The sequence below is a fragment of the Pseudomonas sp. MDV22-iso1 genome (assembly GCF_058145095.1).
This window is the reverse complement of sequence record NZ_JBYVMF010000023.1, coordinates 84,079-105,931: the sequence shown is the minus strand read 5'-3', so window position 1 is coordinate 105,931 and position 21,853 is coordinate 84,079. Positions and strand designations below refer to the sequence as shown.

Annotated in this window: 21 protein-coding genes and 1 pseudogene; 16 read left to right on the top strand and 6 right to left on the bottom strand. The window is 59.7% G+C overall.

Annotation, left to right across the window (positions count from 1 at the left end; translation table 11 throughout):
• A pseudogene (locus AC3ZVB_RS22925) lies at positions 1-169 on the bottom strand (aldehyde dehydrogenase family protein); the annotation flags it as partial.
• A gap of 422 nt (positions 170-591) precedes the next feature.
• On the opposite strand from AC3ZVB_RS22925, the gene AC3ZVB_RS22920 reads away from it, so the two are divergent.
• From AC3ZVB_RS22920 to AC3ZVB_RS22905, 4 genes are all read left to right on the top strand, one after another.
• Positions 592-2,505, top strand: a complete 1,914-nt coding sequence (locus tag AC3ZVB_RS22920) for a sigma-54-dependent Fis family transcriptional regulator (RefSeq protein ID WP_162439590.1) — start codon at positions 592-594, stop codon at positions 2,503-2,505.
• A 185-nt stretch (positions 2,506-2,690) separates the two neighbouring features.
• On the top strand, positions 2,691-4,040 hold the full coding sequence (gene mpl / locus AC3ZVB_RS22915) for a UDP-N-acetylmuramate:L-alanyl-gamma-D-glutamyl-meso-diaminopimelate ligase (RefSeq protein ID WP_490147808.1): 1,350 nt from the start codon (positions 2,691-2,693) through the stop codon (positions 4,038-4,040).
• Complete coding sequence (ubiX, locus tag AC3ZVB_RS22910; protein ID WP_194692867.1) at positions 4,037-4,669, top strand: flavin prenyltransferase UbiX; 633 nt, start codon at positions 4,037-4,039, stop codon at positions 4,667-4,669. Before mpl ends, ubiX begins: the two co-directional genes overlap by 4 nt.
• Positions 4,662-4,946, top strand: a complete 285-nt coding sequence (locus AC3ZVB_RS22905; RefSeq protein ID WP_162439588.1) for a YceK/YidQ family lipoprotein — start codon at positions 4,662-4,664, stop codon at positions 4,944-4,946. The genes ubiX and AC3ZVB_RS22905 overlap by 8 nt, the downstream gene beginning before the upstream one ends.
• 135 nt (positions 4,947-5,081) lie before the next feature.
• Here the strand turns inward: AC3ZVB_RS22905 and AC3ZVB_RS22900 are convergent, their stop codons facing one another.
• From AC3ZVB_RS22900 to AC3ZVB_RS22890, 3 genes are all read right to left on the bottom strand, one after another.
• The gene (locus AC3ZVB_RS22900; RefSeq protein ID WP_162439587.1) at positions 5,082-5,723 is read right to left on the bottom strand and encodes an oxidoreductase; all 642 of its coding nucleotides are present in this window, start codon (positions 5,721-5,723) and stop codon (positions 5,082-5,084) included.
• 27 nt (positions 5,724-5,750) lie between these two features.
• On the bottom strand, positions 5,751-7,469 hold the full coding sequence (locus tag AC3ZVB_RS22895) for a C13 family peptidase (protein ID WP_490147807.1): 1,719 nt from the start codon (positions 7,467-7,469) through the stop codon (positions 5,751-5,753).
• A gap of 103 nt (positions 7,470-7,572) precedes the next feature.
• Complete coding sequence (locus AC3ZVB_RS22890) at positions 7,573-8,028, bottom strand: MaoC family dehydratase (RefSeq protein ID WP_162439585.1); 456 nt, start codon at positions 8,026-8,028, stop codon at positions 7,573-7,575.
• Between the two features lie 197 nt (positions 8,029-8,225).
• Here AC3ZVB_RS22890 and AC3ZVB_RS22885 point away from each other — a divergent pair, with 197 nt between their 5' ends.
• Genes AC3ZVB_RS22885 through AC3ZVB_RS22875 form a run of 3 tightly spaced genes read left to right on the top strand, consistent with a single transcriptional unit; the run spans position 8,226 to position 9,902 of the window.
• A complete protein-coding gene (locus AC3ZVB_RS22885; protein WP_162439584.1) occupies positions 8,226-8,588 on the top strand; it encodes a CidA/LrgA family protein in 363 nt (120 codons plus the stop codon).
• Positions 8,585-9,301 carry an LrgB family protein gene (locus AC3ZVB_RS22880; RefSeq protein WP_194692865.1) on the top strand — a complete coding sequence of 239 codons (717 nt, stop codon included), beginning with the start codon at positions 8,585-8,587 and terminating at the stop codon, positions 9,299-9,301. The genes AC3ZVB_RS22885 and AC3ZVB_RS22880 overlap by 4 nt, the downstream gene beginning before the upstream one ends.
• A gap of 10 nt (positions 9,302-9,311) precedes the next feature.
• The gene (locus AC3ZVB_RS22875; RefSeq protein ID WP_162441208.1) at positions 9,312-9,902 is read left to right on the top strand and encodes an LON peptidase substrate-binding domain-containing protein; all 591 of its coding nucleotides are present in this window, start codon (positions 9,312-9,314) and stop codon (positions 9,900-9,902) included.
• A gap of 159 nt (positions 9,903-10,061) precedes the next feature.
• Here the strand turns inward: AC3ZVB_RS22875 and AC3ZVB_RS22870 are convergent, their stop codons facing one another.
• Positions 10,062-11,378 carry a bifunctional DedA family/phosphatase PAP2 family protein gene (locus AC3ZVB_RS22870; RefSeq protein ID WP_162441209.1) on the bottom strand — a complete coding sequence of 439 codons (1,317 nt, stop codon included), beginning with the start codon at positions 11,376-11,378 and terminating at the stop codon, positions 10,062-10,064.
• Positions 11,379-11,525: 147 nt separating this feature from the next.
• Positions 11,526-12,224 carry a DNA-3-methyladenine glycosylase gene (locus AC3ZVB_RS22865; protein WP_194692864.1) on the bottom strand — a complete coding sequence of 233 codons (699 nt, stop codon included), beginning with the start codon at positions 12,222-12,224 and terminating at the stop codon, positions 11,526-11,528.
• 189 nt (positions 12,225-12,413) lie between these two features.
• On the opposite strand from AC3ZVB_RS22865, the gene AC3ZVB_RS22860 reads away from it, so the two are divergent.
• The 9 genes from AC3ZVB_RS22860 (at position 12,414) to AC3ZVB_RS22820 (ending at position 21,840) form a co-directional block, all read left to right on the top strand.
• On the top strand, positions 12,414-13,685 hold the full coding sequence (locus AC3ZVB_RS22860; protein WP_162439925.1) for a glutamate-5-semialdehyde dehydrogenase: 1,272 nt from the start codon (positions 12,414-12,416) through the stop codon (positions 13,683-13,685).
• Entirely contained in the window at positions 13,654-14,376 is a 723-nt protein-coding gene (gene nadD / locus AC3ZVB_RS22855) for a nicotinate-nucleotide adenylyltransferase (RefSeq protein WP_490147806.1), read from the top strand. Before AC3ZVB_RS22860 ends, nadD begins: the two co-directional genes overlap by 32 nt.
• A gap of 72 nt (positions 14,377-14,448) precedes the next feature.
• Positions 14,449-14,943: a ribosome silencing factor gene (gene rsfS / locus AC3ZVB_RS22850; protein WP_162439926.1), complete on the top strand. Its 495-nt coding sequence runs from the start codon at positions 14,449-14,451 to the stop codon at positions 14,941-14,943.
• A 9-nt stretch (positions 14,944-14,952) separates the two neighbouring features.
• On the top strand, positions 14,953-15,420 hold the full coding sequence (gene rlmH, locus AC3ZVB_RS22845; protein ID WP_003185785.1) for a 23S rRNA (pseudouridine(1915)-N(3))-methyltransferase RlmH: 468 nt from the start codon (positions 14,953-14,955) through the stop codon (positions 15,418-15,420).
• A gap of 10 nt (positions 15,421-15,430) precedes the next feature.
• Entirely contained in the window at positions 15,431-17,326 is a 1,896-nt protein-coding gene (gene mrdA / locus AC3ZVB_RS22840) for a penicillin-binding protein 2 (protein ID WP_490147805.1), read from the top strand.
• Between the two features lie 31 nt (positions 17,327-17,357).
• The gene (rodA, locus tag AC3ZVB_RS22835) at positions 17,358-18,461 is read left to right on the top strand and encodes a rod shape-determining protein RodA (protein WP_162439957.1); all 1,104 of its coding nucleotides are present in this window, start codon (positions 17,358-17,360) and stop codon (positions 18,459-18,461) included.
• 17 nt (positions 18,462-18,478) lie between these two features.
• On the top strand, positions 18,479-19,489 hold the full coding sequence (gene mltB / locus AC3ZVB_RS22830; RefSeq protein ID WP_162439928.1) for a lytic murein transglycosylase B: 1,011 nt from the start codon (positions 18,479-18,481) through the stop codon (positions 19,487-19,489).
• Positions 19,489-20,502, top strand: coding sequence for a septal ring lytic transglycosylase RlpA family protein (locus tag AC3ZVB_RS22825; protein WP_162439929.1), 1,014 nt, complete (start codon positions 19,489-19,491; stop codon positions 20,500-20,502). The genes mltB and AC3ZVB_RS22825 overlap by 1 nt, the downstream gene beginning before the upstream one ends.
• A gap of 180 nt (positions 20,503-20,682) precedes the next feature.
• Positions 20,683-21,840, top strand: coding sequence for a D-alanyl-D-alanine carboxypeptidase family protein (locus tag AC3ZVB_RS22820; protein ID WP_162439930.1), 1,158 nt, complete (start codon positions 20,683-20,685; stop codon positions 21,838-21,840).
• The last annotated feature ends 13 nt before the right edge of the window (positions 21,841-21,853 follow it).

The window sequence follows — 21,853 nt, the reverse complement described above, 5'->3', positions numbered from 1 at the left end:
CTTCGGCCGTGGAGCGTGGGAATTCGGCAATGGGTTGGCCATTCACTGGCGAAGTGTTGGTGAAGTACTGACCTTTAACAGGCGCGACGAACTCGCCGCCGATGTAGTTACCGTATTTGCTTTTAAACGAAACGATAGCGCCTTCAGTACCGGGGTGAGCGTAACGCATAGTGATTTCTCCTTGGCTTTTGTGCTTATAAGGGAGAGCGCATGTGCGCTTGTTATAAGCGTAGAGCAAAGGTCGGGCCACTGCCTTTGAGGTCAGTCAAATCAAGGGATTACCGGGTTTCAGTCGGACGGGCGGGCGGCGTCTGTGACGGTATCGGTACAGCCCGTGTGACAGTTTGTACCGGTTGTGGCGCAGTGTGTGACCAGGCAGTCTTGCGAGCATTGCAATACTCGCCGGGCTGGAGGATGCTCGGCCACACGTTGTCTGTAGCAGTTGCCGAAGGCTGCGTTCGAGTGCGAAGCGATTGCCTCGGTTTGGCATGTAAATATCGAATACGGTTTTACGACTGCTCCGCAGCCGAATGCAGCCACGGCAGCTGCTACACGGGGCGAACCAGACCCGGCAGGGAGAAGAACAACAAAATGCACGACAACCATTTAAGTCGCCATGCCCAGCAAGTCTTGACCGTGACCCAGGGGAAATCCCGTCTGCGCGGTCCTGGCAGTGACCCGTCCATCGCCCGTTCCTGGCTGCGTTGTCTTGAGGATTATCACCTCGACCCGGCCTTGACGATTGCGCCGACCGTGCTGGAACACGGCCGCGTCCTGGAAAGCCGCGAACGTTTGCAGCAAGTGCTGCAAATTGCCGGCACTGAAATGACCAGTCTCCATCAGCAACTTTCCGGCGCCGGACATGCGGTGCTGCTGACCGACGCTCGCGGCGTCATCCTCAATTGCGTCACGGCCCCCACCGAGCGGAAGATTTTCGAACGCGCCGGCCTGTGGCTGGGCGCCGACTGGAGCGAAGCCTGCGAAGGCACCAATGGTATCGGCACCTGCCTGGTGGAGCGGCAGTCACTGACCATTCACCAGGACGAACACTTTCGTGGTCGCCACACCGGTTTGACCTGTTCGGCCAGCCCGGTCTTCGATCCGCATGGCGAACTGCTGGCCGTGCTGGACGTATCTTCCGCGCGTCACGACGTCTCGCGCCAGAGCCAGTTCCATACCATGGCCCTGGTCAATCTTTCGGCGAAAATGATCGAAAGCTGCTATTTCCTGCGCTACTTCGACAACCAATGGTTGCTGCGTTTTCACCTGCAGGCCGAATCCGTCGGGCTGTTCAGCGAAGGGTTGCTGGCGTTCGACGGGGAAGGGCGGATCAGCGCCGTCAACCAAAGTGCCTTGAATCTGTTGGGGCATGTACGTGGCGGACTGCTGGGCAAGCCGGTCGAGGCGTTTTTCGACTGCTCGCTAGATGAACTTCTCGGCCGCGCCAGCATCAACGCCAGTGCGAGTTGGCCGTTGCGCACGCGTGACGGGCGGCACCTGTTCGCGTTGCTGCGCGGACAACCCCGCAGCATTCCGGTGCCTGTGGTACAGCGTCCGATCATTGCCGACCGTCCACGTTTGTCTGGCATTTGTCTTGGCGATGCATCGCTGCAGGAAGACTTCCGAAAATCCTTGCGAGTCTTCGAGCGGGACGTGCCGCTGTTGATCAATGGCGAAACCGGCTCCGGCAAGGAAGCGTTCGCCAAGGCCGTGCACAACGCCAGTCAGCGGGCTGAAAAAGCGTTCGTGGCCCTCAACTGCGCGGCCATTCCGGAAAGCCTTATCGAGAGTGAATTGTTCGGTTACCGCGGCGGCAGCTTCACGGGCGCACGCAAGGAAGGCATGCGCGGCAAGTTGCAGCAGGCCGATGGCGGCACGCTGTTCCTCGATGAAATCGGCGACATGCCGCTGGCCATGCAAACGCGGCTGTTACGAGTGCTGGAAGACCGGCAGGTGGTGCCGATCGGTGGTGAGCCGGAGTCAGTTAACGTGCGGATCATCAGCGCCACTCACCGCAATTTGATGGAGCGGGTGCAGGACGGCAGTTTCCGTGAGGATTTGTATTACCGGCTCAATGGGCTGGAGGTCGCATTGCCGGCGTTGCGCGAGCGAACCGATAAATCAGAATTACTCGACTTTTTGCTGGCGGAAGAAACTGGCGGGGAAACGGTGGTCATCGACGGACTGGCGCGACAGGCGCTGCTGGATTTCGCCTGGCCCGGTAACGTTCGGCAGTTACGTAACGTGCTGCGCACGCTGGCTGCGTTGTGTGACGGCGGACGAATCGGTCTGGACGATTTGCCTGTGATGATTCGGCAGGTTCGCCCGACACCGGTTGTTGCAGACGACGTGGCATCGGACCATCCCCTTGAAGACGCCGAGCGGCTGGCGTTACTCAATGCACTGGAACAGACGAGATGGCATATGACGCATACGGCTGAACAGCTAGGGGTGAGTCGCAATACGCTTTACCGCAAGCTGCGTAAACACGGTATCGCCCGATAAACCGTGGCGCGGCCATCGCCAGCAGGCTAGCTCCCACAAGGTAATGGGCTGGACTCTCGATTTGGAAGCTTACTCAAATCCACTGTGGGAGCCAGCCTGCTGGCGATGGCATCGGTACGGGCGAAACAAAGGTGCGAATTTTCCCACCCTACGCTAACCTGCGGCCATGTTTTACGAGGTCGACTATGCACATTCATATTCTTGGTATCTGCGGCACTTTCATGGGTTCGATGGCGGTTCTGGCCAAAGAGCTGGGCCATCACGTAACGGGTTCCGATGCTAACGTCTATCCGCCGATGAGCACTCAGCTTGAGGCTCAAGGCATTGAGCTGACCCAAGGCTACGACCCATCCCAACTGGATCCGGCACCGGATCTGGTGGTGATTGGCAACGCCATGTCCCGCGGCAACCCGGCCGTAGAATATGTACTGAACAAAGGCCTGCCTTACGTTTCCGGCCCGCAATGGCTGGCGGATCACGTGTTGCAAGGCCGCTGGGTGCTGGCCGTCGCTGGCACTCATGGCAAGACCACCACCAGCAGCATGCTGGCCTGGGTACTGGAGCACGCCGGCATGAGCCCGGGCTTCCTGATCGGTGGTGTCCCGCAAAATTTCTCGGTGTCGGCGCGACTGGGTGACACACCGTTCTTCGTGATTGAAGCGGATGAATACGACAGTGCGTTCTTCGACAAGCGCTCGAAGTTTGTTCACTACCGTCCGCGCACCGCGATCCTGAACAATCTTGAGTTCGATCATGCGGACATCTTCCCGGATCTTCCGGCAATCGAGCGCCAATTCCATCATCTGGTGCGCACCATTCCCAGCGAAGGCCTGGTGATCCATCCGACCACCGAGCCCGCGTTGCAGCGAGTGATCGAAATGGGTTGCTGGGCGCCGGTTCAAACCACCGGTGCGGGTGGTCAGTGGCAGGTCAAGTTGCTCAGCGAAGACGGTTCTGCCTTCGAAGTGATGTTCGAAGGTGTGGTTCAAGGCGTGGTCGAGTGGGACATGACCGGTCAGCACAACGTTGCCAACGCGCTGGCGACGTTAGCTGCGGCGCGGCATGTCGGTGTTGTCCCGTCCATGGGGATTGCTGCATTGAGCGCATTCAAAAGCGTGAAGCGTCGGATGGAGAAAGTTGCCGAAGTCCGTGGCATTACTATTTACGACGACTTCGCTCACCACCCGACTGCGATTGCCACGACGCTCGACGGCCTGCGCAAGCGCATCGGTGACGCTCCGCTGATTGCGATCATTGAACCCCGCTCCAACTCCATGAAGCTTGGCGCGCACCGCGATGGCTTGCCGGAAAGTGTGAACGATGCCGATCAGGTGATCTGGTACGCGCCGGCCAACCTCGGTTGGGATCTGGCGGGCACTGCCGCGCTGTGCACCGTGCCCTCGATCGTCAGCGATACGCTGGAAGGCATCATCGAGCGCGTGAAAAGCCAGGCCCAGCCAGGCACTCACGTGGTGATCATGAGCAATGGCGGCTTCGGCGGCCTGCACGGCAAACTCGCCGAGGCCCTGCAATGAACAACGGTCCGGAACGCATCACGCTGGCAATGACCGGCGCTTCGGGCGCCCAGTATGGTTTGCGCCTGCTGGACTGCCTGGTGCGCGAGGACCGCGAGGTGCACTTCCTCATTTCCAAGGCCGCGCAGCTGGTGATGGCCACTGAAACGGACGTTTTGCTGCCACCCAAAACCCAGATGATGCAGGCCTTCCTCACCGAATACACCGGCGCTGCCGCCGGGCAAATTCGCGTGTACGGCAAGGAAGACTGGATGTCGCCCGTGGCCTCTGGTTCTGGCGCACCGGCGGCGATGGTGGTCGTGCCCTGTTCGACCGGGACCTTGTCGGCAATCGCGACGGGAGCCTGCAACAACTTGATCGAGCGTGCCGCCGACGTGACGTTGAAGGAGCGCCGCCAGTTGATTCTGGTGCCGCGTGAGGCGCCGTATTCGAGCATTCATCTGGAGCACATGCTCAAGTTGTCGAACATGGGCGTGACGATTTTGCCGGCGTCGCCGGGCTTCTACCATCAGCCACAGACCATCGATGACCTGATCGACTTCGTGGTGGCGCGGATCCTCAATCTGCTGAACATTCCCCAGGACATGTTGCCGCGTTGGGGTGAGCACCATTTGACCAGCGATGAATAGACTGCTGATGATTATCCTGGCGTTGCAATTGGCAGGCTGTGCCACGGCGCGCACGCTGGATGCCGCCAAGCCAGGGGCTCCGGTTGTGTACTCGGGGACTCGACTGGATTTGTATGCCATGAACGGCGGTTGCTGTGCGATGGACCGCTTTGGCGCTGAGGCGCCGAGCTATCCGGGTATTGATCTGCCGGCGAGTGCGCTGCTCGATACGCTGTTGTTGCCGTTGTCTGTGTTGACGGTGCTCGGCGTGGGTTTTCAGGCGACTGGCGGATTGTAAGCCGCAGAGCGACTCTTGTGGCGAGGGAGCTTGTCGAATCGTCGCACCGTCCCGCTGGGCCGCGAAGGGGCCCCAAAAAAATGGGGCTGCTGCGCAGTCCAGCGGGAGCAAGCTCCCTCGCCACATGTCTGCGAATTACTTACCTAACTTGCGTAACTCATCCGATTCAACCACCCGCACCCCATCCTGCTCTTCCAATGCCAACCGCCACATTGCGCGGGCCAGCTGACAAGCTTCGATGCCGTGATATTTACCCGGGATCAGTCGAGACAAAGGGCCTGCCACTTTCTCGGCAAAACGCGGTTCCAGACGATCACCCAGCAGCAGTGATGGGCGACAAATGGTCAGTTGCGGCCAGTTTTGCTCACGCAGGGCGTATTCCATCTCGCCTTTAACCCGGTTATAGAAAACCGAGGATCTGCGATCGGCCCCCAGCGCGCTGATCACGATCAGGTGTCGTGCACCCATCTCTCGGGCACGTTTGGCGAAGGCCACCACCATGTCCAGGTCCACTGCGCGGAACGCCTCTTCCGAGCCGGCCTGTTTGATTGTGGTGCCCAGGCAGCAGTAGGCAATGTCTACGCGGCCGTTGAGTTGTGGCAGGAACACGGCCGGGTCGCCGACGGGGTTTTCCAGATGGGGATGTTTGGCCAATGGTCGGCGTGAAGGGGCCAAAACCCGGGTAATCGTGGGTTCGTTAAGCAGGCGGTCAAGCAGGTGTTCACCGGTTAACCCGGTAGCTCCGGCAAGCAGTACGTGCTGAGGCGTCAAGTACATAGTGTTTCTCCCTTGATACTGTTCAGCTTAGTTGCTCTTTGCATCCTTGCTGCTGATAGAGACACTTTGCAGTGCCTTGCGTGCTTGTTGTTTACGCAACAACTGCCAGTGGGACAGGACCGTCTTCGGCGCCCAGATCTGCGGTTCAGAGGCCTCGAAGTTGTCCGCGAGCTCACGCTCGGCCACCGTAGCCTTGGCCAGCTTGAACGCCTGTTCAAGGTCGTCTGTCTGGTTCAGTGCCTGGGCGAACAGGGCGTCACCGAAGTAGGTGAAGTTGGCTTCTTCCGAGCATCCGAACGACACACGGTCGGCGCGGGACGCCGTCATGATCAGGGTGCGTTCATCCTTGAGCATCGGGATGAAACCACCGGAATAGCACGACGAAATGACAATGATCTTGTCGCGGTTTTTCAGCGGGGCCAGCACGGCGGCGAGTTCGTCGGCCGGCAGGTCTGACAGCTCCATGCGCGGCTGGTCGAGCACCAGTTCGTGCTCACTGCTGCCGTGGCTGGTCAGGTAGATGAAGATCAAGTCTTCCGGTCCACTGCGTTCGGCCAGTGTCGCGGCGGCACGGCGCAGGTTTTCCCGGGTGGCCATTGGCCGATCGACGAGATGGTCGCGATGGTTCACCAGGCGAATCTGACCATAAGCACCAAAGCGGCTGCTGAGCATGTTGCTGACATAGTCGGATTCACGCAGGAACACGCTCTGCTTGCCATCACCGCCGAGGGTCAAGGTGTAGAGTTCGATCGCCGGGGTCGAGGCGGGCACGCTGGCCAGCGTTTCTTCGAGCAAGCGGCCCTGGGCCAAAAGACCGAGTTCGAGGCTGTCGGGCAGCAGCTTGCCGTCGGCGTCGCGGACTCGCTGGCCATTGATCCAGGCGCCGCTTTGCACGGTGCCGTCGGTCAATACCAGGGTGCCGCGGCCAGAGTAACTGTCGTTGTCGAACTGGCCAATGTAGAAACTGCCGTCTGGCAGGTTCAGTCGACCTGCGCCGCTAAAGCGCCAGTCGCTGAAGTGGCCGATGTAATGGCTGCCGTCGGCGCCGATCAACTCGCCCTTGCCGTTCAGCGATCCTTCCTTGAATTGCCCAAGCCAGACATCGCCGTCGGCATTTTCGTAGCGACCCTTGCCGTGCAATTGATTGTTTTTGAAGCTGCCGACATAAATGTCGCCGTCTGCACTGTTGAATGTTCCGTTGCCTTCCAGCTGTCCGTCGACGAAATGCCCGGTGAATTGATTGCCGCTGGCGTCGCCGCGCTGACCTTCACCGTTGGGTTTGCCGTGCGCGAACTGACCTTGATACGAACTGCCGTCGTCGAGTTCGAGTCGACCGAGCCCGGAATACAGGTCGGCCTTGAATTCGCCACGGTAGGTCATGCCGTTTTCTTTGAGGGTGCCTTCGCCGTCCCGCCGACCCGCCTTGAACCCGCCGGTGTAGCTGCTGCCGTTGGTGGTCAGCGTGCCCTGGCCGTCGAACAGGCCTTGATTGAATTGCCCGCGATAGACCTCGCCGTTGCTACCGTGCCATTCCCCCTGGCCATGCCATTGCCCTTTGTCGAACTCGCCGGCGTACCAGCTGCTGTTCGGGTAGTCGATGCGACCCTGGCCTTGCAGCAGTCCGTTGACCAGATCGCCGCGATAACGCCCACCGTCCGGGAGACGAGCGTCAGGCGGCAACAGTGATTCACCGTCGCCGCAAGCGGTCAGCATCAGGGTCAAGACGAGGAGGGCAATCGAGCGCATAGCGGGATCCGGGCAATTAGGCGACCGAGTATGCCGCAGCTCTATCACTTATATATAGAGAGGGGGCGCGAAACAGCATGAGCTGCTTCGCATCCGGGATGGTTTACACGAAGCAGAGTGACAGTGGTTCGGCGATGTACGCCGGCTTGTCCGAGCCTTCAATCTCAAGCGTGGCGGTGGCTTTGAGCAGCCATTGGCCGGGTTTCTTCTCGTTGACTTCGCTCAGTTCGACCTTGAGTCTTACTTTGGAGTTGACCTTGACCGGTTGAATGAACCGCACGCTGTCGAGGCCGTAATTGACCACCATCTTCAGGCCTTCAGGCAGGACGAGGATGTCTTCCATCAGTTTGGGGATCAGTGACAGCGACAGGAAGCCGTGGGCGATAGTGCTGCCGAAAGGCGTTTGCGCGGCTTTGACCGGGTCGACGTGGATGAACTGATAATCCCCGGTGGCTTCGGCGAACAGGTTGATGCGCTCCTGATCGATGGTGAGCCATTCGGAACATCCAAGTTCCTTGCCGACATAATCTTTGAGCTCTGCAACGGGAACATAGGGCATTGAGACTCTCCTTGGGTTCATCGGTTTTATAGTTTTTAGGTGGGGGGATTTGACCTCCCGAATTACCACTTTAGATCAACATGGCAATGGGCCAAGGTCAACTGACCATGCTTTTGGCGAATGCCGATCTATAGCGATGACGTGCTTATAATGCTCGGCCCGCTACCGCGGGGACGGGTTCTGCAGGAGATTTAAGGATGTTGTTACGAGGTTTAACCTGGCTGGTGCTGTTCCAATTGCTCGGCACAGCGATCAATCACCTGTTTTTGCCGGTGCTGCCGGGGCCTATCGTCGGCCTGCTGTTGCTGCTGGTGTTTCTGATATTCCGTGGCCAGGTGGGCGAACCTCTGAACCTGGCAGCCAGCAGTCTGCTGCGTTATCTGCCGTTGCTGCTGGTACCGCCGGCCGTGGGCGTGATGGTGTATGCCAAGGACATTGCCGCTGACTTCTGGGCCATCGTTGGCGCCCTGGTGTTGTCGCTCCTGCTGTCCATGGCGTTTGCCGGCGTGCTGATGCAGCGCATGGTCAAGCGTCACGCCCATCCCGAGGACAGCCAATGATTTTCGATTGGCACGGCGCCTGGGCGTCGGTAATTCACCATCCGTTGTTTGGTATCGGGATCACGCTGGGCGCCTATCAGTTGGTGTTGGCGGCGTTCGAGAAAACCCGCTGGATCTTTTTGCAGCCGGTGCTGGTCTCCATGCTGTTGGTGATCGGTGTATTGATAAGTTGTGGTCTGACCTACGCCGAATACCGCAAAAGCACCGAGATTCTCAGCATCCTGCTAGGGCCGGCGACGGTTGCACTGGCCGTTCCGCTTTACCTGAATCTGCGACGGATTCGGCAGTTGTTCTGGCCGATATTTACTACGCTGGTGATAGGCGGTGTCGTCGCCACGGGGATGGGCGTGTTGCTGGGCTGGTGGTTTGGCGCCGAACACATGATCCTGATGACGATGGCGCCGAAGTCGGTGACGTCGCCGATCGCCATGTTGGTGGCTGAGCAGATTGGTGGTGTCGCAGCGTTGGCGGCGGTGTTTGTGCTGATCACCGGGGTGATCGGGGCGATCTTCGGGCCAAGCCTGCTGACCCGACTGGGTGTGCACAGCGCCGAAGCCCGCGGCATGGCCCTGGGCATGACCGCCCACGCGGTCGGCACGGCGGTGGCGATGCAGGAAAGTGAAGAGTGCGGCGCCTTCGCGGCGTTGGCGATGAGTCTGATGGGCGTGGCCACGGCGGTGTTCCTGCCGTTGGCGGTGTCGATGGTGGTGTAAGGAAATGTCTATGAGCTTGCCGCTTTTTCCGCTGAACACAGTGCTGTTTCCCGGCTGCATTCTCGATTTGCAGATCTTCGAGGCGCGCTACCTGGACATGATCGGCCGCTGCATGAAGCAGGGCGGCGGCTTTGGCGTGGTGTGCATCCTCGACGGCGAAGAGGTCGGTCTAGCCCCCGAGGGCTATGCACTGGTGGGCTGTGAAGCACTGATCACTGACTTCAAGCAGCAAGAAAATGGCTTGTTGGGTATTCGCGTGCAGGGCGGAAGGCGTTTCAATGTGTTGCGCACCGAGGTCCAGCGCGATCAGTTGACGATTGCCGAGGTCGAGTGGCTGGAAGACGAGCCAGAACAACCTTTGCAGGATGAGGATGCCGATCTGGTCGCCTTGCTCAAGGCCCTGGCCGAACATCCGATGGTTGAAGCATTGAACATGGGCACCGAAGCCACCGGTCAGCAGTCTCTGGCCAATCAGCTTGCTTATCTGCTGCCGTTCGCCGAAGTGGACAAGATTGATTTGCTGCAACTTGATGATCCGCAGCAGCGGCTGGATGCCATTCAAGCGCTGCTGGATGAGTTGCAAGGCGAGTTGTTTGCCTGAAATCATCATGCATCGTTAATCGCTGTAGCACGTGTAGCAGCTGCCGAGCCTGCGAGGCTGCGTTCGAGGACGCAGTCCTCGCAGTTTTCCCTGGCGGCGGCTTCGCCACCGAACGCAGCCTCGCAAGCTCGGCAGCTACTACAGAATCGCGGCTGGGCTTCAGTAGGCATACCTCAACATCGCGTGGGGCAAATGCCTCAGCGCGAAAAAGCCGAATAGTATCGTCAGGGCCGGCAGTACCAGCCACCAGACCCGGGGTGGCATGGCGTTGAGCGGTTCCTTGCGCTGAATCAGCCAAAGGCTTGCAGCACATACGCACGCCGCGAGCATCGCACCAGCCACCACATCGGTCGGCCAATGCGCGCCCAGATACACCCGAGACAGGGCGATCGACAGCGCGGGCAAGCATCCCAACAGCAACCACGTCAGACGCAGCCGCGGCGGTTGTCCGCGCCCGGCCAGCACAGCCAGGGTCAGGAACAACGCGAAAGCGCCAGAGGCGTGCCCGCTGGGCATGCTGTAGCTCACCAGCGGATCACTCAGCACCTCAGGACGCACCCGGGCGAAAAATTGCTTCGTCGCGGTATTGGCCAGTGCCGTGAAGAGCAGAGTGCTGCCGGCGAATATCGCTTGTCGCCACTGTCGGGTAAGCAGCAACAGTACCGTCAGCAGGGCGCTGAACATCAGCATGTTGCGGAATTCGCCGATCAGCGTGAACGTGACGGCGACCTCATCGAGCATCGGCTTGCGATGTTCCTGGATGAGCGTCATCACCCCCTGATCAAGGGCTGTCAGGTACGGGTAACCGATGAACAGGCCTGCAAGAATCAAACAGCTCATGCCGGCAATCAGCACCGTTGCTTTGCGGTGGCGGCGCATACTGCTAGTGATACTCAGGCCGACCATTGCCGCAATGCTCCCCGCGACGATACCCGCTTCAGGCCAGAACCCTTCCGGCAGTGGCAAGCGAATTGCCGCGCCCGTGGCCCAGCCGGGCAGAAGATAGGCGACGCTCCAGCCCGCAGCGGCCAGCAAGCTGATGGCAAGAAAGCGCGGGAAGGGCATGTCGAACATCCCGGCGACCATTGGCAGCATGGGGCGTAGAGGGCCGATAAAACGTCCGACTAACAGGCTGGCGATACCGTAGCGCTGGAAATAGGTCTCGGCCCCGGCGATCCATTCTGGATGATGACGCAGCCCTGGAAGGCGCCGGATGTTCTGATGGAAATGACGTCCAATGAAGTAGGAAACGATGTCGCCCAGAACGCCGGCCAGGAAACCCAGCAGCAGCGTTTCGCTCAATGACAGTGCTCCACTGCCCGCCAACACCGCGACGGCAAACAGCAGCACCGTGCCAGGCACGATCAGGCCGGCAATCGCCAGGCATTCCACAAACGCCACGATGAACACCGCCGCAGCCAGCCATTGTGGGTTCACCGTCAACCAACCGGTCACGCTATCGAGCCATGGGCCCATACATACAACTCCATTGAATGTTCAATTGATTTCATCTCCTTGTGGGAGCGCGCCTGCTCGCGATGGCGGAGTGTCGGGTGACATCTGCGTCGACTGTCCGTCTGCTATCGCGAGCAGGCTCGCTCCCACAAGTGGGGCGTCCATCGTTCAAGTCAGCAAAAAATAATCCCGCCCTTCGACCTGTCCGCGTCGCAACGGGTTCCGCGTGCAATAGGGCGCGTAGGCGCCATCAACGAAGCGGTACATCAGGTGTTCGTCACGTCCATGGGGGATGCCCAGTCGTGTGGTTTGAATGATGTGGGTGGGAGCAGGGCCGGCATCTTCCACCAGCAATATCTCATGATCGAAGCGTTTGGCATCCCAGACGGGGACTTTCAGCCCGAGTGCCTTGCACAGCAGGGTCTGGCCGGCACACAGCTTTTGCGAGGGGCGAGGGCGTCCCTGGGCGTCGGGGCTGTTGAGCAGCATCTGCGCCAGGCTTGCCGGTCCACTCAGGTCATCAGTCCAGGGATAGGCCGATTTAATCAGTACGGCGTTGCCGGGACCGTGGGCGCTGAAATTCAGGGAGTCGCCACCTCGGGCGTAGTACATATAGATGTGGCCGCCATCCAGAAACAAAGCCTTACGCTTTTCTGTGTAGCCGAGTGAGGCGTGGCTGCCTTTTTCGTCGAAATAATAGGCCTCGGTTTCGATGATTCGGGCACTGAGCCATAGATCACCGACCCGATGACGGATAACTTTGCCGAGTAAATCCCGGGCCAGCGTTTGGGCGTCGCGGTTGAAAAACGCATCTGGAAGCGCCTTGGGCTGCCGCGTAGCGGACGCTCGAAGAGTCAGATTGGTCATGATCAGTAGCGTTTATCAGCGGTGAATGAGTCGTGATGATAACAATTTGAAGCTTAATCACGTCTGAACGTCGGCAAATCGCCTTCCATTTCGACCATCCGCCCGTCACTGCTGTTAGTCAGGAGACACGACAGCTATAATCTGCCGCTTTACTCTTTATCAAACCTTATCTAAGACCTCGCCAAGACCATGACTGAGTCCGTTCTTGACTACATGACCCGCCTGGGTCGCGCTGCTCGCGAAGCGTCCCGCGTCATCGGCCGTGCCAGCACCGCGCAGAAAAACCGCGCCTTGCAAGCTGCCGCCAATGCGCTGGACGCTGCACGCGCCGAGCTGACCGCTGCCAATGAACTGGATCTGGCTGCTGGTCGCGCCAATGGTCTTGAGCCCGCGCTGCTTGAGCGCCTGGCGCTGACGCCGGATCGCATCGACGGCATGATCGTCGGCTTGCGCCAGGTCGCGGCCCTGCCAGACCCGGTGGGTGCCATACGCGACATGAGTTTTCGGCCCTCAGGTATTCAGGTCGGCAAGATGCGCGTACCGCTGGGTGTGATCGGGATCATCTATGAATCCCGCCCCAACGTGACCATCGATGCTGCAAGCCTGTGCCTGAAGTCCGGTAACGCGACCATTCTGCGCGGCGGCTCCGAGGCGATTCATTCCAACCGGGCGATTGCCGCTTGCATCCAGCGCGGTCTGGCCGAGGCAGAACTGCCGGCCGCCGTTGTACAAGTGGTCGAGACCACCGACCGTGCCGCCGTTGGTGCATTGATCACCATGCCGGAATACGTCGACGTCATCGTGCCCCGTGGCGGCCGTGGCCTGATCGAGCGTGTCAGCCGCGATGCCCGTGTACCCGTGATCAAGCATCTGGACGGCATCTGCCACGTTTATGTCAGTGCTCATGCCGATCTGCCGAAAGCCCAGCGCATCGCTTTCAATGCCAAGACCTACCGTTATGGCATTTGCGGCGCGATGGAAACGCTGCTGGTGGATCAAGCCGTTGCCGGGGATTTCCTGCCGTCCATGGCTGCACAGTTCCGCGAGAAAGGCGTTGAATTGCGCGGTTGTGAGCGCACCCGGGCGATCATCGATGCGGTAGCGGCGACGGAAGAAGACTGGAATACCGAATACCTGGCGCCGGTTCTGTCGATCCGTGTCGTTGATGGCCTGGACCAGGCGATCGAACACATCAATCAGTACGGCTCCCATCACACCGATTCGATCGTCAGTGAAAACGTCGGCGATACCCGGCGTTTTGTGGCGGAAGTCGATTCGGCGTCGGTGATGATCAACACTCCGACGTGCTTCGCCGATGGCTTCGAATACGGATTGGGTGCCGAGATTGGCATTTCTACTGATAAGCTGCACGCCCGTGGCCCGGTGGGTCTCGAAGGTCTGACCTGCGAGAAGTACATCGTGGTCGGTGATGGCCAGTTGCGCGGCCAGGCGTCTGTTTGACTTGGGCGACCTCGGTCTGACAACGCCGGTCCCTGCCCGCGAGCCCGCCCCGCGACGCATTGGCATGCTGGGTGGGACGTTCGACCCGGTGCACATCGGCCATTTGCGCGGTGCACTGGAAGTCGCCGAATCGCTGGCGCTGGATGAGTTGCGACTGACGCCGAGTGCCCGGCCGCCTCATCGCGGCACGCCGCAAGTGTCGGCAAAAGACCGTCTGGCAATGGTTGAGTGCGCGGTGGCCGGTGTGGCGCCGTTGGTAGTGGATGCCCGCGAATTGCAGCGGGACAAACCGTCCTACACCATCGATACCCTGGAACTGATGCGTGCCGAGCTGGCCGCTGAAGACCAGGTTTTTCTACTTTTGGGCTGGGACGCTTTTTGCGGCCTGCCCACTTGGCACCGCTGGGAAGAGTTGCTCCAGCATTGCCACATCCTGGTGCTGCAACGCCCGGATGCCGACAGCGAACCGCCGGATGCCTTGCGCAACCTGCTGGCAGCGCGCTCGGTGAGCGACCCGCTGGCCCTCAAAGGGCCGAGCGGACAGATTGCATTCGTCTGGCAGACACCGCTTGCGGTATCCGCCACCCAGATCCGTCAACTGCTGGCCAGCGGTAAGTCGGTACGTTTCCTGGTGCCCGACGCGGTCCTGGCCTACATCGATGCGCACGGACTTTACCGTGCGTCGAACTGAATAGGAGTGCCTCAAGGCACGTGCAACAACGTGTATTGAAGCGCCTGAACATACGAGCAAAACGAGTTTTATATGACTGACAAAGACCAAACCAAAGTAAAGCGCAAAGGCACGTTCAAGAGCGCCCCGCTGCCAGTAGAAGTCCAAACCGGGCCGGAGCTGCGTGGCGAAGAACTGGTCAAGGTTGCCGTAGCAGCCCTGGAAGACGTGAAGGGCCAGGACATCCAGGTCATCGATGTTCGTGAAAAGCAGAGCATCACCGACTTCATGATCATCGCGACCGGTACGTCCAACCGCCAGATCGGCGCGATGCTCGACAAAGTCCGCGAAGCCGTCAAAGCCCAAGGCGTCAAGCCACTGGGTGAAGAAGGCAAGGGCGACAGCGATTGGGTCTTGTTGGACATGGATGATGTCATCGTGCACATGATGACTGCCTCTGCCCGTCAGTTCTATGACCTGGAGCGTCTGTGGGCCGGTGCCGAGCAAAGCCGTTCGGCCAGCGCTGCACACCACAGCCCAGAGAACACCCATGAGCATTTCACCAAGCTCAACAAAGACCAGCAATAAGGGTTCGCTGTGCGACTGCGACTGATCGCCGTCGGTTCACGCATGCCCAAATGGGTGGAAGAAGGCTGGCATGAATATGCCAAGCGTCTTCCTTCCGAGCTGGCGCTGGAACTGGTGGAAATACCGCTCAACACCCGTGGCAAAAACGCCGACGTGGCTCGTTTCATCCGCCAGGAAGGCGAAGCCATGCTGGCCAAGGTCGGGCCGAACGAGCGGATTGTCACACTCGAAGTCCACGGCAAGCCCTGGAGCACCGAGCAACTGGCGGTCGAGCTCGATCGCTGGCGGCTGGACTCGCGCACAGTGAATTTCATGGTCGGTGGCCCGGAAGGGCTGGCGCCGGAAGTGTGTGCGCGGGCGGATCAGCGCTGGTCACTCTCGCCGTTGACGTTGCCGCACCCGCTGGTGCGGATCCTGATCGGCGAACAGCTGTATCGTGCCTGGACAGTGCTGTCCGGCCACCCTTACCACAAGTAGTTCTGCCCTCATGCCTCAGCCGATCCGCATCAAGGACCACGAAAAAGACGCCCGTCTGGTGCGTGGCCGCGTCGTGTTCGGGGCTATTGCGGTGGTGGTGCTGATTTGTGTGCTGATCGCGCGGCTGTATTTCCTCCAGGTGATTCAGTACGAGTACCACTCGACCCTTTCGGAAAACAACCGCGTCCATGTGCAGCCGATTCCGCCTCCCCGTGGGCTGATTTTCGACCGCAATGGTGTGGTCATTGCCGACAACCGGCCCAGCTTCAGCCTGAGTATGACCCGTGAGCGCTCTGGCGATTGGCAACAAGTGCTCGACGTGATCGTCCAGGTGCTGGAGCTGACGCCTGAGGATCGGGTGATTTTCGAGAAGCGCATGCGGCAGGGGCGTCGGCCGTTCGAGCCGGTGCCGATCCTGTTCGAGTTGACCGAAGAGCAGATAGCACGAATCGCCGTGAACCAGTTCCGCCTGCCAGGGGTTGAAGTGGTCGCGCAACTGGTCCGTCACTACCCGCAGGGTGCGCACTTTGCGCACTCGGTGGGTTACATGGGGCGGATCAACGAGAAAGAGCTGAAGACTCTGGACCCGGTGAGTTACAGCGGCACCCATCAAATTGGCAAAACCGGCATCGAGCGCTTCTACGAGCCCGAGTTGCACGGTCAGGTGGGCTACGAGGAAGTAGAGACCAACGCTCGAGGCCGCGTGTTGCGTGTGCTCAAGCGTACCGATCCGATTCCCGGCAAGGACATCGTCCTGAGCCTGGACATCAAATTGCAGGAAGCCGCAGAAGCGGCGCTGGGCGGTCGGCGTGGCGCCGTTGTGGCGTTGGACCCGGCGACCGGCGAAGTGCTGGCGATGGTCAGCCAGCCGAGTTTCGATCCGAACCTGTTTGTCACAGGCATCAGCTTCAAGGCGTATGCGGAGCTGCGTGACTCCATTGATCGCCCGCTGTTCAACCGTGTCCTGCGAGGCCTGTACCCGCCTGGCTCGACCATCAAGCCCGCCGTGGCCATTGCAGGCCTTGATTCCGGTGTGGTCACCGCGTCGACCCGAGTCTTCGACCCCGGCTATTACCAGCTGCCCAATTACGATCACAAGTACCGTAACTGGAACCGCAGCGGCGACGGCTTCGTGGACCTCGATACGGCAATCATGCGGTCCAACGACACCTACTTCTATGACCTGGCTCACAAGTTGGGCATCGATCGACTGTCCGCCTACATGGGCAAGTTCGGCATCGGCCAGAAGGTCTCCCTGGACATGTTCGAGGAGTCACCGGGCTTGATGCCGTCCCGTGAATGGAAGCGTGCAACCCGTCGTCAGGCGTGGTTCCCGGGCGAAACACTGATTCTCGGGATCGGTCAGGGCTATATGCAGTCGACACCGCTGCAATTGGCGCAAGCCACGGCGCTGGTCGCCAACAAAGGCATCTGGAACCGCCCGCACCTGGCCAAGACCGTCGAAGGTGAGAGGCCGAAAGATGACAACCCGATGCCGAACATCGTCCTGCGTGACCCGTCCGACTGGAACAAGGTCAACCACGGCATGCAGCAGGTGATGCACGGCGCTCGGGGTACCGCGCGCAAGGCTGCTGCTGGTTCCCAGTACCGAATCGCCGGCAAGAGTGGTACGGCCCAGGTGGTCGCCATCAAGCAGGGTGAGAAGTACGACCGCTCGAAGGTTCAGGAACGTCACCGTGACCACGCCTTGTTCGTGGGCTTTGCGCCGGCCGATAACCCGAAAATCGTCGTGTCGGTGATGGTCGAGAACGGCGAGTCCGGTTCTGGCGTCGCCGCACCCGTGGTACGCCAAGTGATGGATGCCTGGCTTCTGGGTCAGGACGGCCGATTGAAAGCCGAGTACGCCAGCCCTATCAGTGCGGAGGCTACGGCCCGTGATGAATAATTTTGATCGCATGCTCTCCAGTGAGGATGTGATGCGTCGCCGGGCGACGCTGTTGCAACGACTGCACATCGATGGCCCGTTGCTGATCCTGTTGCTGACCCTGGCCGCCGGCAGCCTGTTCGTCCTCTATTCAGCCAGTGGCAAGAGCTGGGATCTGCTGGCCAAACAAGCCACGTCGTTTGGCATCGGCCTGGTGTCCATGGTTGTCATCGCCCAGTTCGAACCGCGTTTCATGGCTCGCTGGGTGCCAGTCGGTTATGTGGTCGGCGTGCTCTTGCTGGTGGTGGTGGACGTCATGGGCCATAACGCCATGGGTGCGACGCGCTGGATCAACATTCCCGGGGTGATTCGCTTCCAGCCCTCGGAATTCATGAAGATCCTGATGCCGGCGACCATCGCCTGGTACCTGTCCAAGCGCACCTTGCCGCCGCAGCTCAAACATGTGGGCGTCAGTCTGTTCCTGATCGGATTGCCCTTCATCCTGATCGTGCGCCAGCCCGACCTGGGCACCTCGCTGCTGATTCTTGCGGGCGGCGCCTTCGTGCTGTTCATGGGCGGACTGCGCTGGCGCTGGATTATCAGTGTGCTGGCCGCTGCAGTGCCTGTGGCCATCGCCATGTGGTTTTTCATCATGCACGACTACCAGAAGCAGCGAATCCTGACGTTTCTCGACCCTGAGAGCGATCCGCTTGGCACTGGCTGGAACATCATTCAGTCGAAAGCGGCCATCGGTTCCGGCGGTGTATTCGGCAAAGGCTGGTTGCTGGGCACCCAGTCCCACCTGGACTTCCTGCCGGAAAGCCACACCGACTTCATCATCGCGGTAATGGGCGAAGAATTCGGCCTGGTGGGCATTTGTGCGCTGCTACTGATTTACCTTTTATTGATCGGTCGCGGGCTGGTAATTACCGCCCAGGCCCAGACATTGTTCGGCAAATTGCTCGCGGGCAGCCTGACCATGACGTTTTTTGTTTACGTTTTCGTCAACATCGGTATGGTCAGTGGCCTGTTGCCGGTTGTAGGGGTGCCGTTGCCGTTCATTAGCTACGGAGGAACTTCGTTGGTGACGCTGCTGTCAGCGTTTGGGGTTTTGATGTCGATCCATACCCATCGTAAGTGGATCGCACAAGTTTGAATAAGGTGAAGATTTCAATGCAAGTAATGCGTGGCTGGGCGACTCGATACGCGCCGTGGGTCGGCCTGGTAAGCATCCTTGGCACAGCGCAAGACGCGCTGGCCGGCGATTACGAAGGCTCACCCCAGGTGGCTGAATTCGTCGGTGAAATGACCCGCGACTACGGTTTCGCTGGTGAGCAGCTGATGGGCGTGTTCCGCGAAGCCGAGCGCAAGCAGTCGATTCTGGACGCGATCTCGAAACCTGCCGAGCGGGTCAAGCAGTGGAACGAGTACCGGCCAATGTTCATCTCCGATGCGCGTATCGCCCGGGGCGTGGATTTCTGGCGTCAGCACGAGGCCGTGCTGGCCCGCGCGGAGCAGGAATATGGCGTGCCGGCGCAGGTCATCGTGTCCATCATCGGGGTTGAGACCTTTTTCGGACGCAATACCGGAAATTTCCGGGTGATCGACGCGTTGTCGACCCTGGGTTTCGACTATCCTCCTCGTGCCGAATTTTTCCGCAAGGAACTGCGTGAGTTCCTGCTGCTGGCCCGTGAAGAGCAGGTCGATCCGTTGACCCTCAAGGGCTCCTACGCCGGCGCAATGGGCCTGCCGCAGTTCATGCCCAGCAGCTTTCGCGCCTATGCAGTGGACTTTGACGGTGACGGCCACATCAATATCTGGAACAACCCGGATGACGCCATCGGCAGCGTCGCCAGTTATTTCAAGCGTCATGGCTGGGTCGCCGGTGAGCCGGTGGTCAGTCGCGCCGATGTTCGTGGCGATCAGGTAGAGGAAGGTTTGACCACTGGCATTGAACCGACTAAAACCGTCGGGGAGTTGCGAGCGTTGGGGTGGTCAAGTCATGATGCGCTGCGCGATGATATGCCGGTCACCGCTTTCCGCCTGGAAGGTGACAACGGCCCTGAATACTGGATGGGCCTGAAGAATTTTTACGCGATCACGCGTTATAACCGCAGCGTGATGTACGCCATGGCCGTACATCAACTGTCTGAACAGCTGGTCCAAGCACGGGGCGTCAAGTAATGCGGGCATTGCCTATGAATAAACCCCTGAAGCTGATGGCATTCGCCGCGTTGGCAGTGCTGGTCGCCAGTTGTTCGACCAGCCGCGCGCCGGCTCAGAAATCCTCATCCACTGCCGTGCGCTCGACGCCGGGGCTGGACATTAACCGTGCTCACAAGGACGGCGCGCCATGGTGGGACGTCGACGTATCGCGCATCCCGGATGCCACGCCAACCCTGCATACCGGCCCCTACAAGGCCAACCCGTACACCGTGCTGGGCAAGACTTACTTCCCGCTGCAAGAGTCCAAGACCTATGTGGCCTCGGGCACGGCGTCCTGGTACGGCACCAAGTTCCATGGGCAGAACACCGCCAACGGCGAAGTGTATGACCTGTACGGCATGAGCGCCGCTCATAAGACCCTGCCACTGCCAAGTTACGTTCGGGTGACCAACCTGGACAATAACAAGTCGGTAGTCCTGCGGGTCAATGATCGTGGCCCCTTCTATTCGGACCGGATCATCGACCTGTCCTACGCGGCTGCCAAGAAGCTCGGCTATGCCGAAACCGGCACGGCGCGTGTCAAGGTCGAAGGTATCGATCCGCAGCAGTGGTGGGCCGCGAAGGGGCGTCCGGCGCCGTTGATGCTTAACGAACCGCAGGTTGCACAGAACAAGGCCCCGGTCATAACCGCGTCGGCCGGTACGGTCGAACAATGGACGCCACCGCCGCAGCAGCACGCAGCGGCCGTAGTGCCCGTGCAGATCGATGCAAAAAAAAACGCTTCTGTACCAGCGTCTGGCCAGTATCTGCAGGTGGGCGCGTTCGCCAACCCGGACGCTGCAGAACTCCTGAGATCGAAGCTGAGCGGAATGGTGAGCGCTCCGGTGTTCATCAGTTCGATCGTGCGCAATCAACAGACACTGCATCGGGTTCGCCTGGGGCCAATCGGCTCACAGGGTGAAATCCAGCAAGTGCAGAACAGCGTGCGGCTGGCCAATCTCGGTTCGCCGAGCCTGGTCACTGCCGAGTAGTACGCAGTACTTGAATGACGGTTCACTTGCTATTTGGGGGGTGGACCTGGTTGTTGGCTCGTTGAAGAACAAAAGCCCGGCAAGGGCTCTGAGTGAACAACTGAACACGCGACGACCCGTTAGAAGGTTGTCTGATTAGATTTGCCTCTGGGCAGTACCATTAGCGATTTCGAGAGACGGATGAACATCACCACCTTTGCCAAACGACTGTGCCTGCTAGTACCGCTGCTCATCTCGCCTGCCGCGTTCGCGGTTGAGATGATGCCTTCGCCACCCCAACTGGCCGCTAAATCCTATGTGCTCATGGACGCCAGCAGCGGTAACGTGCTGGTAGAGAACAACGGTGACCAGCGTCTGCCTCCGGCCAGCCTGACCAAGCTGATGACCGCCTACATCGCGACCCTGGAAATCCGTCGTGGCCAGATCGGCGAAAACGATCCGGTAACGGTCAGCGAAAACGCCTGGCGTACCGGTGGTTCGCGGATGTTCATCAAGGTTGGCTCGCAGGTGACTGTCAGCGACCTGCTGCACGGCATCATCATTCAGTCGGGTAACGACGCCAGTGTTGCGCTCTCCGAGCACATCGCGGGCAGCGAAGACGCATTCGCCGACATGATGAACAAAACCGCCACCGATCTGGGCCTGACCAACTCCCACTTCATGAACCCGACCGGCCTGCCGAACCCGGAGCATTACTCGTCGGCTCATGACATGGCCGTGCTGGCTCGCGCGATCATCCACGAAGACCCGGCTCATTACGCGATCTACTCGCAGAAAGAGTTCTTCTGGAACGGCATCAAGCAACCGAACCGCAACCTGTTGTTGTGGCGCGACAAGACCGTCGACGGCCTGAAAACCGGTCACACCGATGAAGCCGGCTATTGCATGGTGTCCTCGGCTGTCCGTGATGGCATGCGCCTGATCGCGGTAGTGTTCGGCACCAACAGCGACGTGGCCCGTGCTTCCGAAACCCAGAAGCTGCTGACTTATGGCTTCCGTTTCTTCGAAACACAGACCTTCTATCAGAAAGGCGCCGAGCTGGCTCAGGCTCCTGTCTGGAAAGGCACCACCAATCAAGTCAAGGCCGGCCTGGCTGAAGACCTGACCATGACCCTGCCAAAAGGCCAGCTGAAAAAGCTCGTCGCCAGCATGACCATGAACCCACAGCTGATTGCGCCAATCGCCAAGGGCGACGTGATCGGTAAAGTCGAAGTGAAACTGGACGAAAAGGTTGTGCACAGCGCAGACCTGATCGCTCTGGACGCGGTCGACGAGGGTGGTATCTTCCGTCGCATGTGGGATAGCATCCGTCTATTCTTCTACGGCTTGTTCAACTGATTTAGTGTGGACC

Excerpts from the sequence above, each read along its gene's own strand:
- AC3ZVB_RS22890 (WP_162439585.1), bottom strand. The coding sequence starts at position 8,028 with ATGCCCTATGTTCCCGTTGCAGAGCTCAAAGATTATGTCGGCAAGGAA.
- mpl (WP_490147808.1), top strand. The coding sequence starts at position 2,691 with ATGCACATTCATATTCTTGGTATCTGCGGCACTTTCATGGGTTCGATG.
- AC3ZVB_RS22880 (WP_194692865.1), top strand. The coding sequence starts at position 8,585 with ATGATTTTCGATTGGCACGGCGCCTGGGCGTCGGTAATTCACCATCCG.
- ubiX (WP_194692867.1), top strand. The coding sequence starts at position 4,037 with ATGAACAACGGTCCGGAACGCATCACGCTGGCAATGACCGGCGCTTCG.
- mltB (WP_162439928.1), top strand. The coding sequence starts at position 18,479 with ATGCAAGTAATGCGTGGCTGGGCGACTCGATACGCGCCGTGGGTCGGC.
- AC3ZVB_RS22820 (WP_162439930.1), top strand. The coding sequence starts at position 20,683 with ATGAACATCACCACCTTTGCCAAACGACTGTGCCTGCTAGTACCGCTG.
- mrdA (WP_490147805.1), top strand. The coding sequence starts at position 15,431 with ATGCCTCAGCCGATCCGCATCAAGGACCACGAAAAAGACGCCCGTCTG.
- AC3ZVB_RS22860 (WP_162439925.1), top strand. The coding sequence starts at position 12,414 with ATGACTGAGTCCGTTCTTGACTACATGACCCGCCTGGGTCGCGCTGCT.
- AC3ZVB_RS22885 (WP_162439584.1), top strand. The coding sequence starts at position 8,226 with ATGTTGTTACGAGGTTTAACCTGGCTGGTGCTGTTCCAATTGCTCGGC.
- AC3ZVB_RS22905 (WP_162439588.1), top strand. The coding sequence starts at position 4,662 with ATGAATAGACTGCTGATGATTATCCTGGCGTTGCAATTGGCAGGCTGT.
- AC3ZVB_RS22825 (WP_162439929.1), top strand. The coding sequence starts at position 19,489 with ATGCGGGCATTGCCTATGAATAAACCCCTGAAGCTGATGGCATTCGCC.
- AC3ZVB_RS22875 (WP_162441208.1), top strand. The coding sequence starts at position 9,312 with ATGAGCTTGCCGCTTTTTCCGCTGAACACAGTGCTGTTTCCCGGCTGC.
- rsfS (WP_162439926.1), top strand. The coding sequence starts at position 14,449 with ATGACTGACAAAGACCAAACCAAAGTAAAGCGCAAAGGCACGTTCAAG.
- AC3ZVB_RS22895 (WP_490147807.1), bottom strand. The coding sequence starts at position 7,469 with ATGCGCTCGATTGCCCTCCTCGTCTTGACCCTGATGCTGACCGCTTGC.
- AC3ZVB_RS22865 (WP_194692864.1), bottom strand. The coding sequence starts at position 12,224 with ATGACCAATCTGACTCTTCGAGCGTCCGCTACGCGGCAGCCCAAGGCG.
- rodA (WP_162439957.1), top strand. The coding sequence starts at position 17,358 with ATGCGTCGCCGGGCGACGCTGTTGCAACGACTGCACATCGATGGCCCG.
- AC3ZVB_RS22900 (WP_162439587.1), bottom strand. The coding sequence starts at position 5,723 with ATGTACTTGACGCCTCAGCACGTACTGCTTGCCGGAGCTACCGGGTTA.
- AC3ZVB_RS22920 (WP_162439590.1), top strand. The coding sequence starts at position 592 with ATGCACGACAACCATTTAAGTCGCCATGCCCAGCAAGTCTTGACCGTG.
- nadD (WP_490147806.1), top strand. The coding sequence starts at position 13,654 with ATGGCCAGTTGCGCGGCCAGGCGTCTGTTTGACTTGGGCGACCTCGGT.
- AC3ZVB_RS22870 (WP_162441209.1), bottom strand. The coding sequence starts at position 11,378 with ATGGGCCCATGGCTCGATAGCGTGACCGGTTGGTTGACGGTGAACCCA.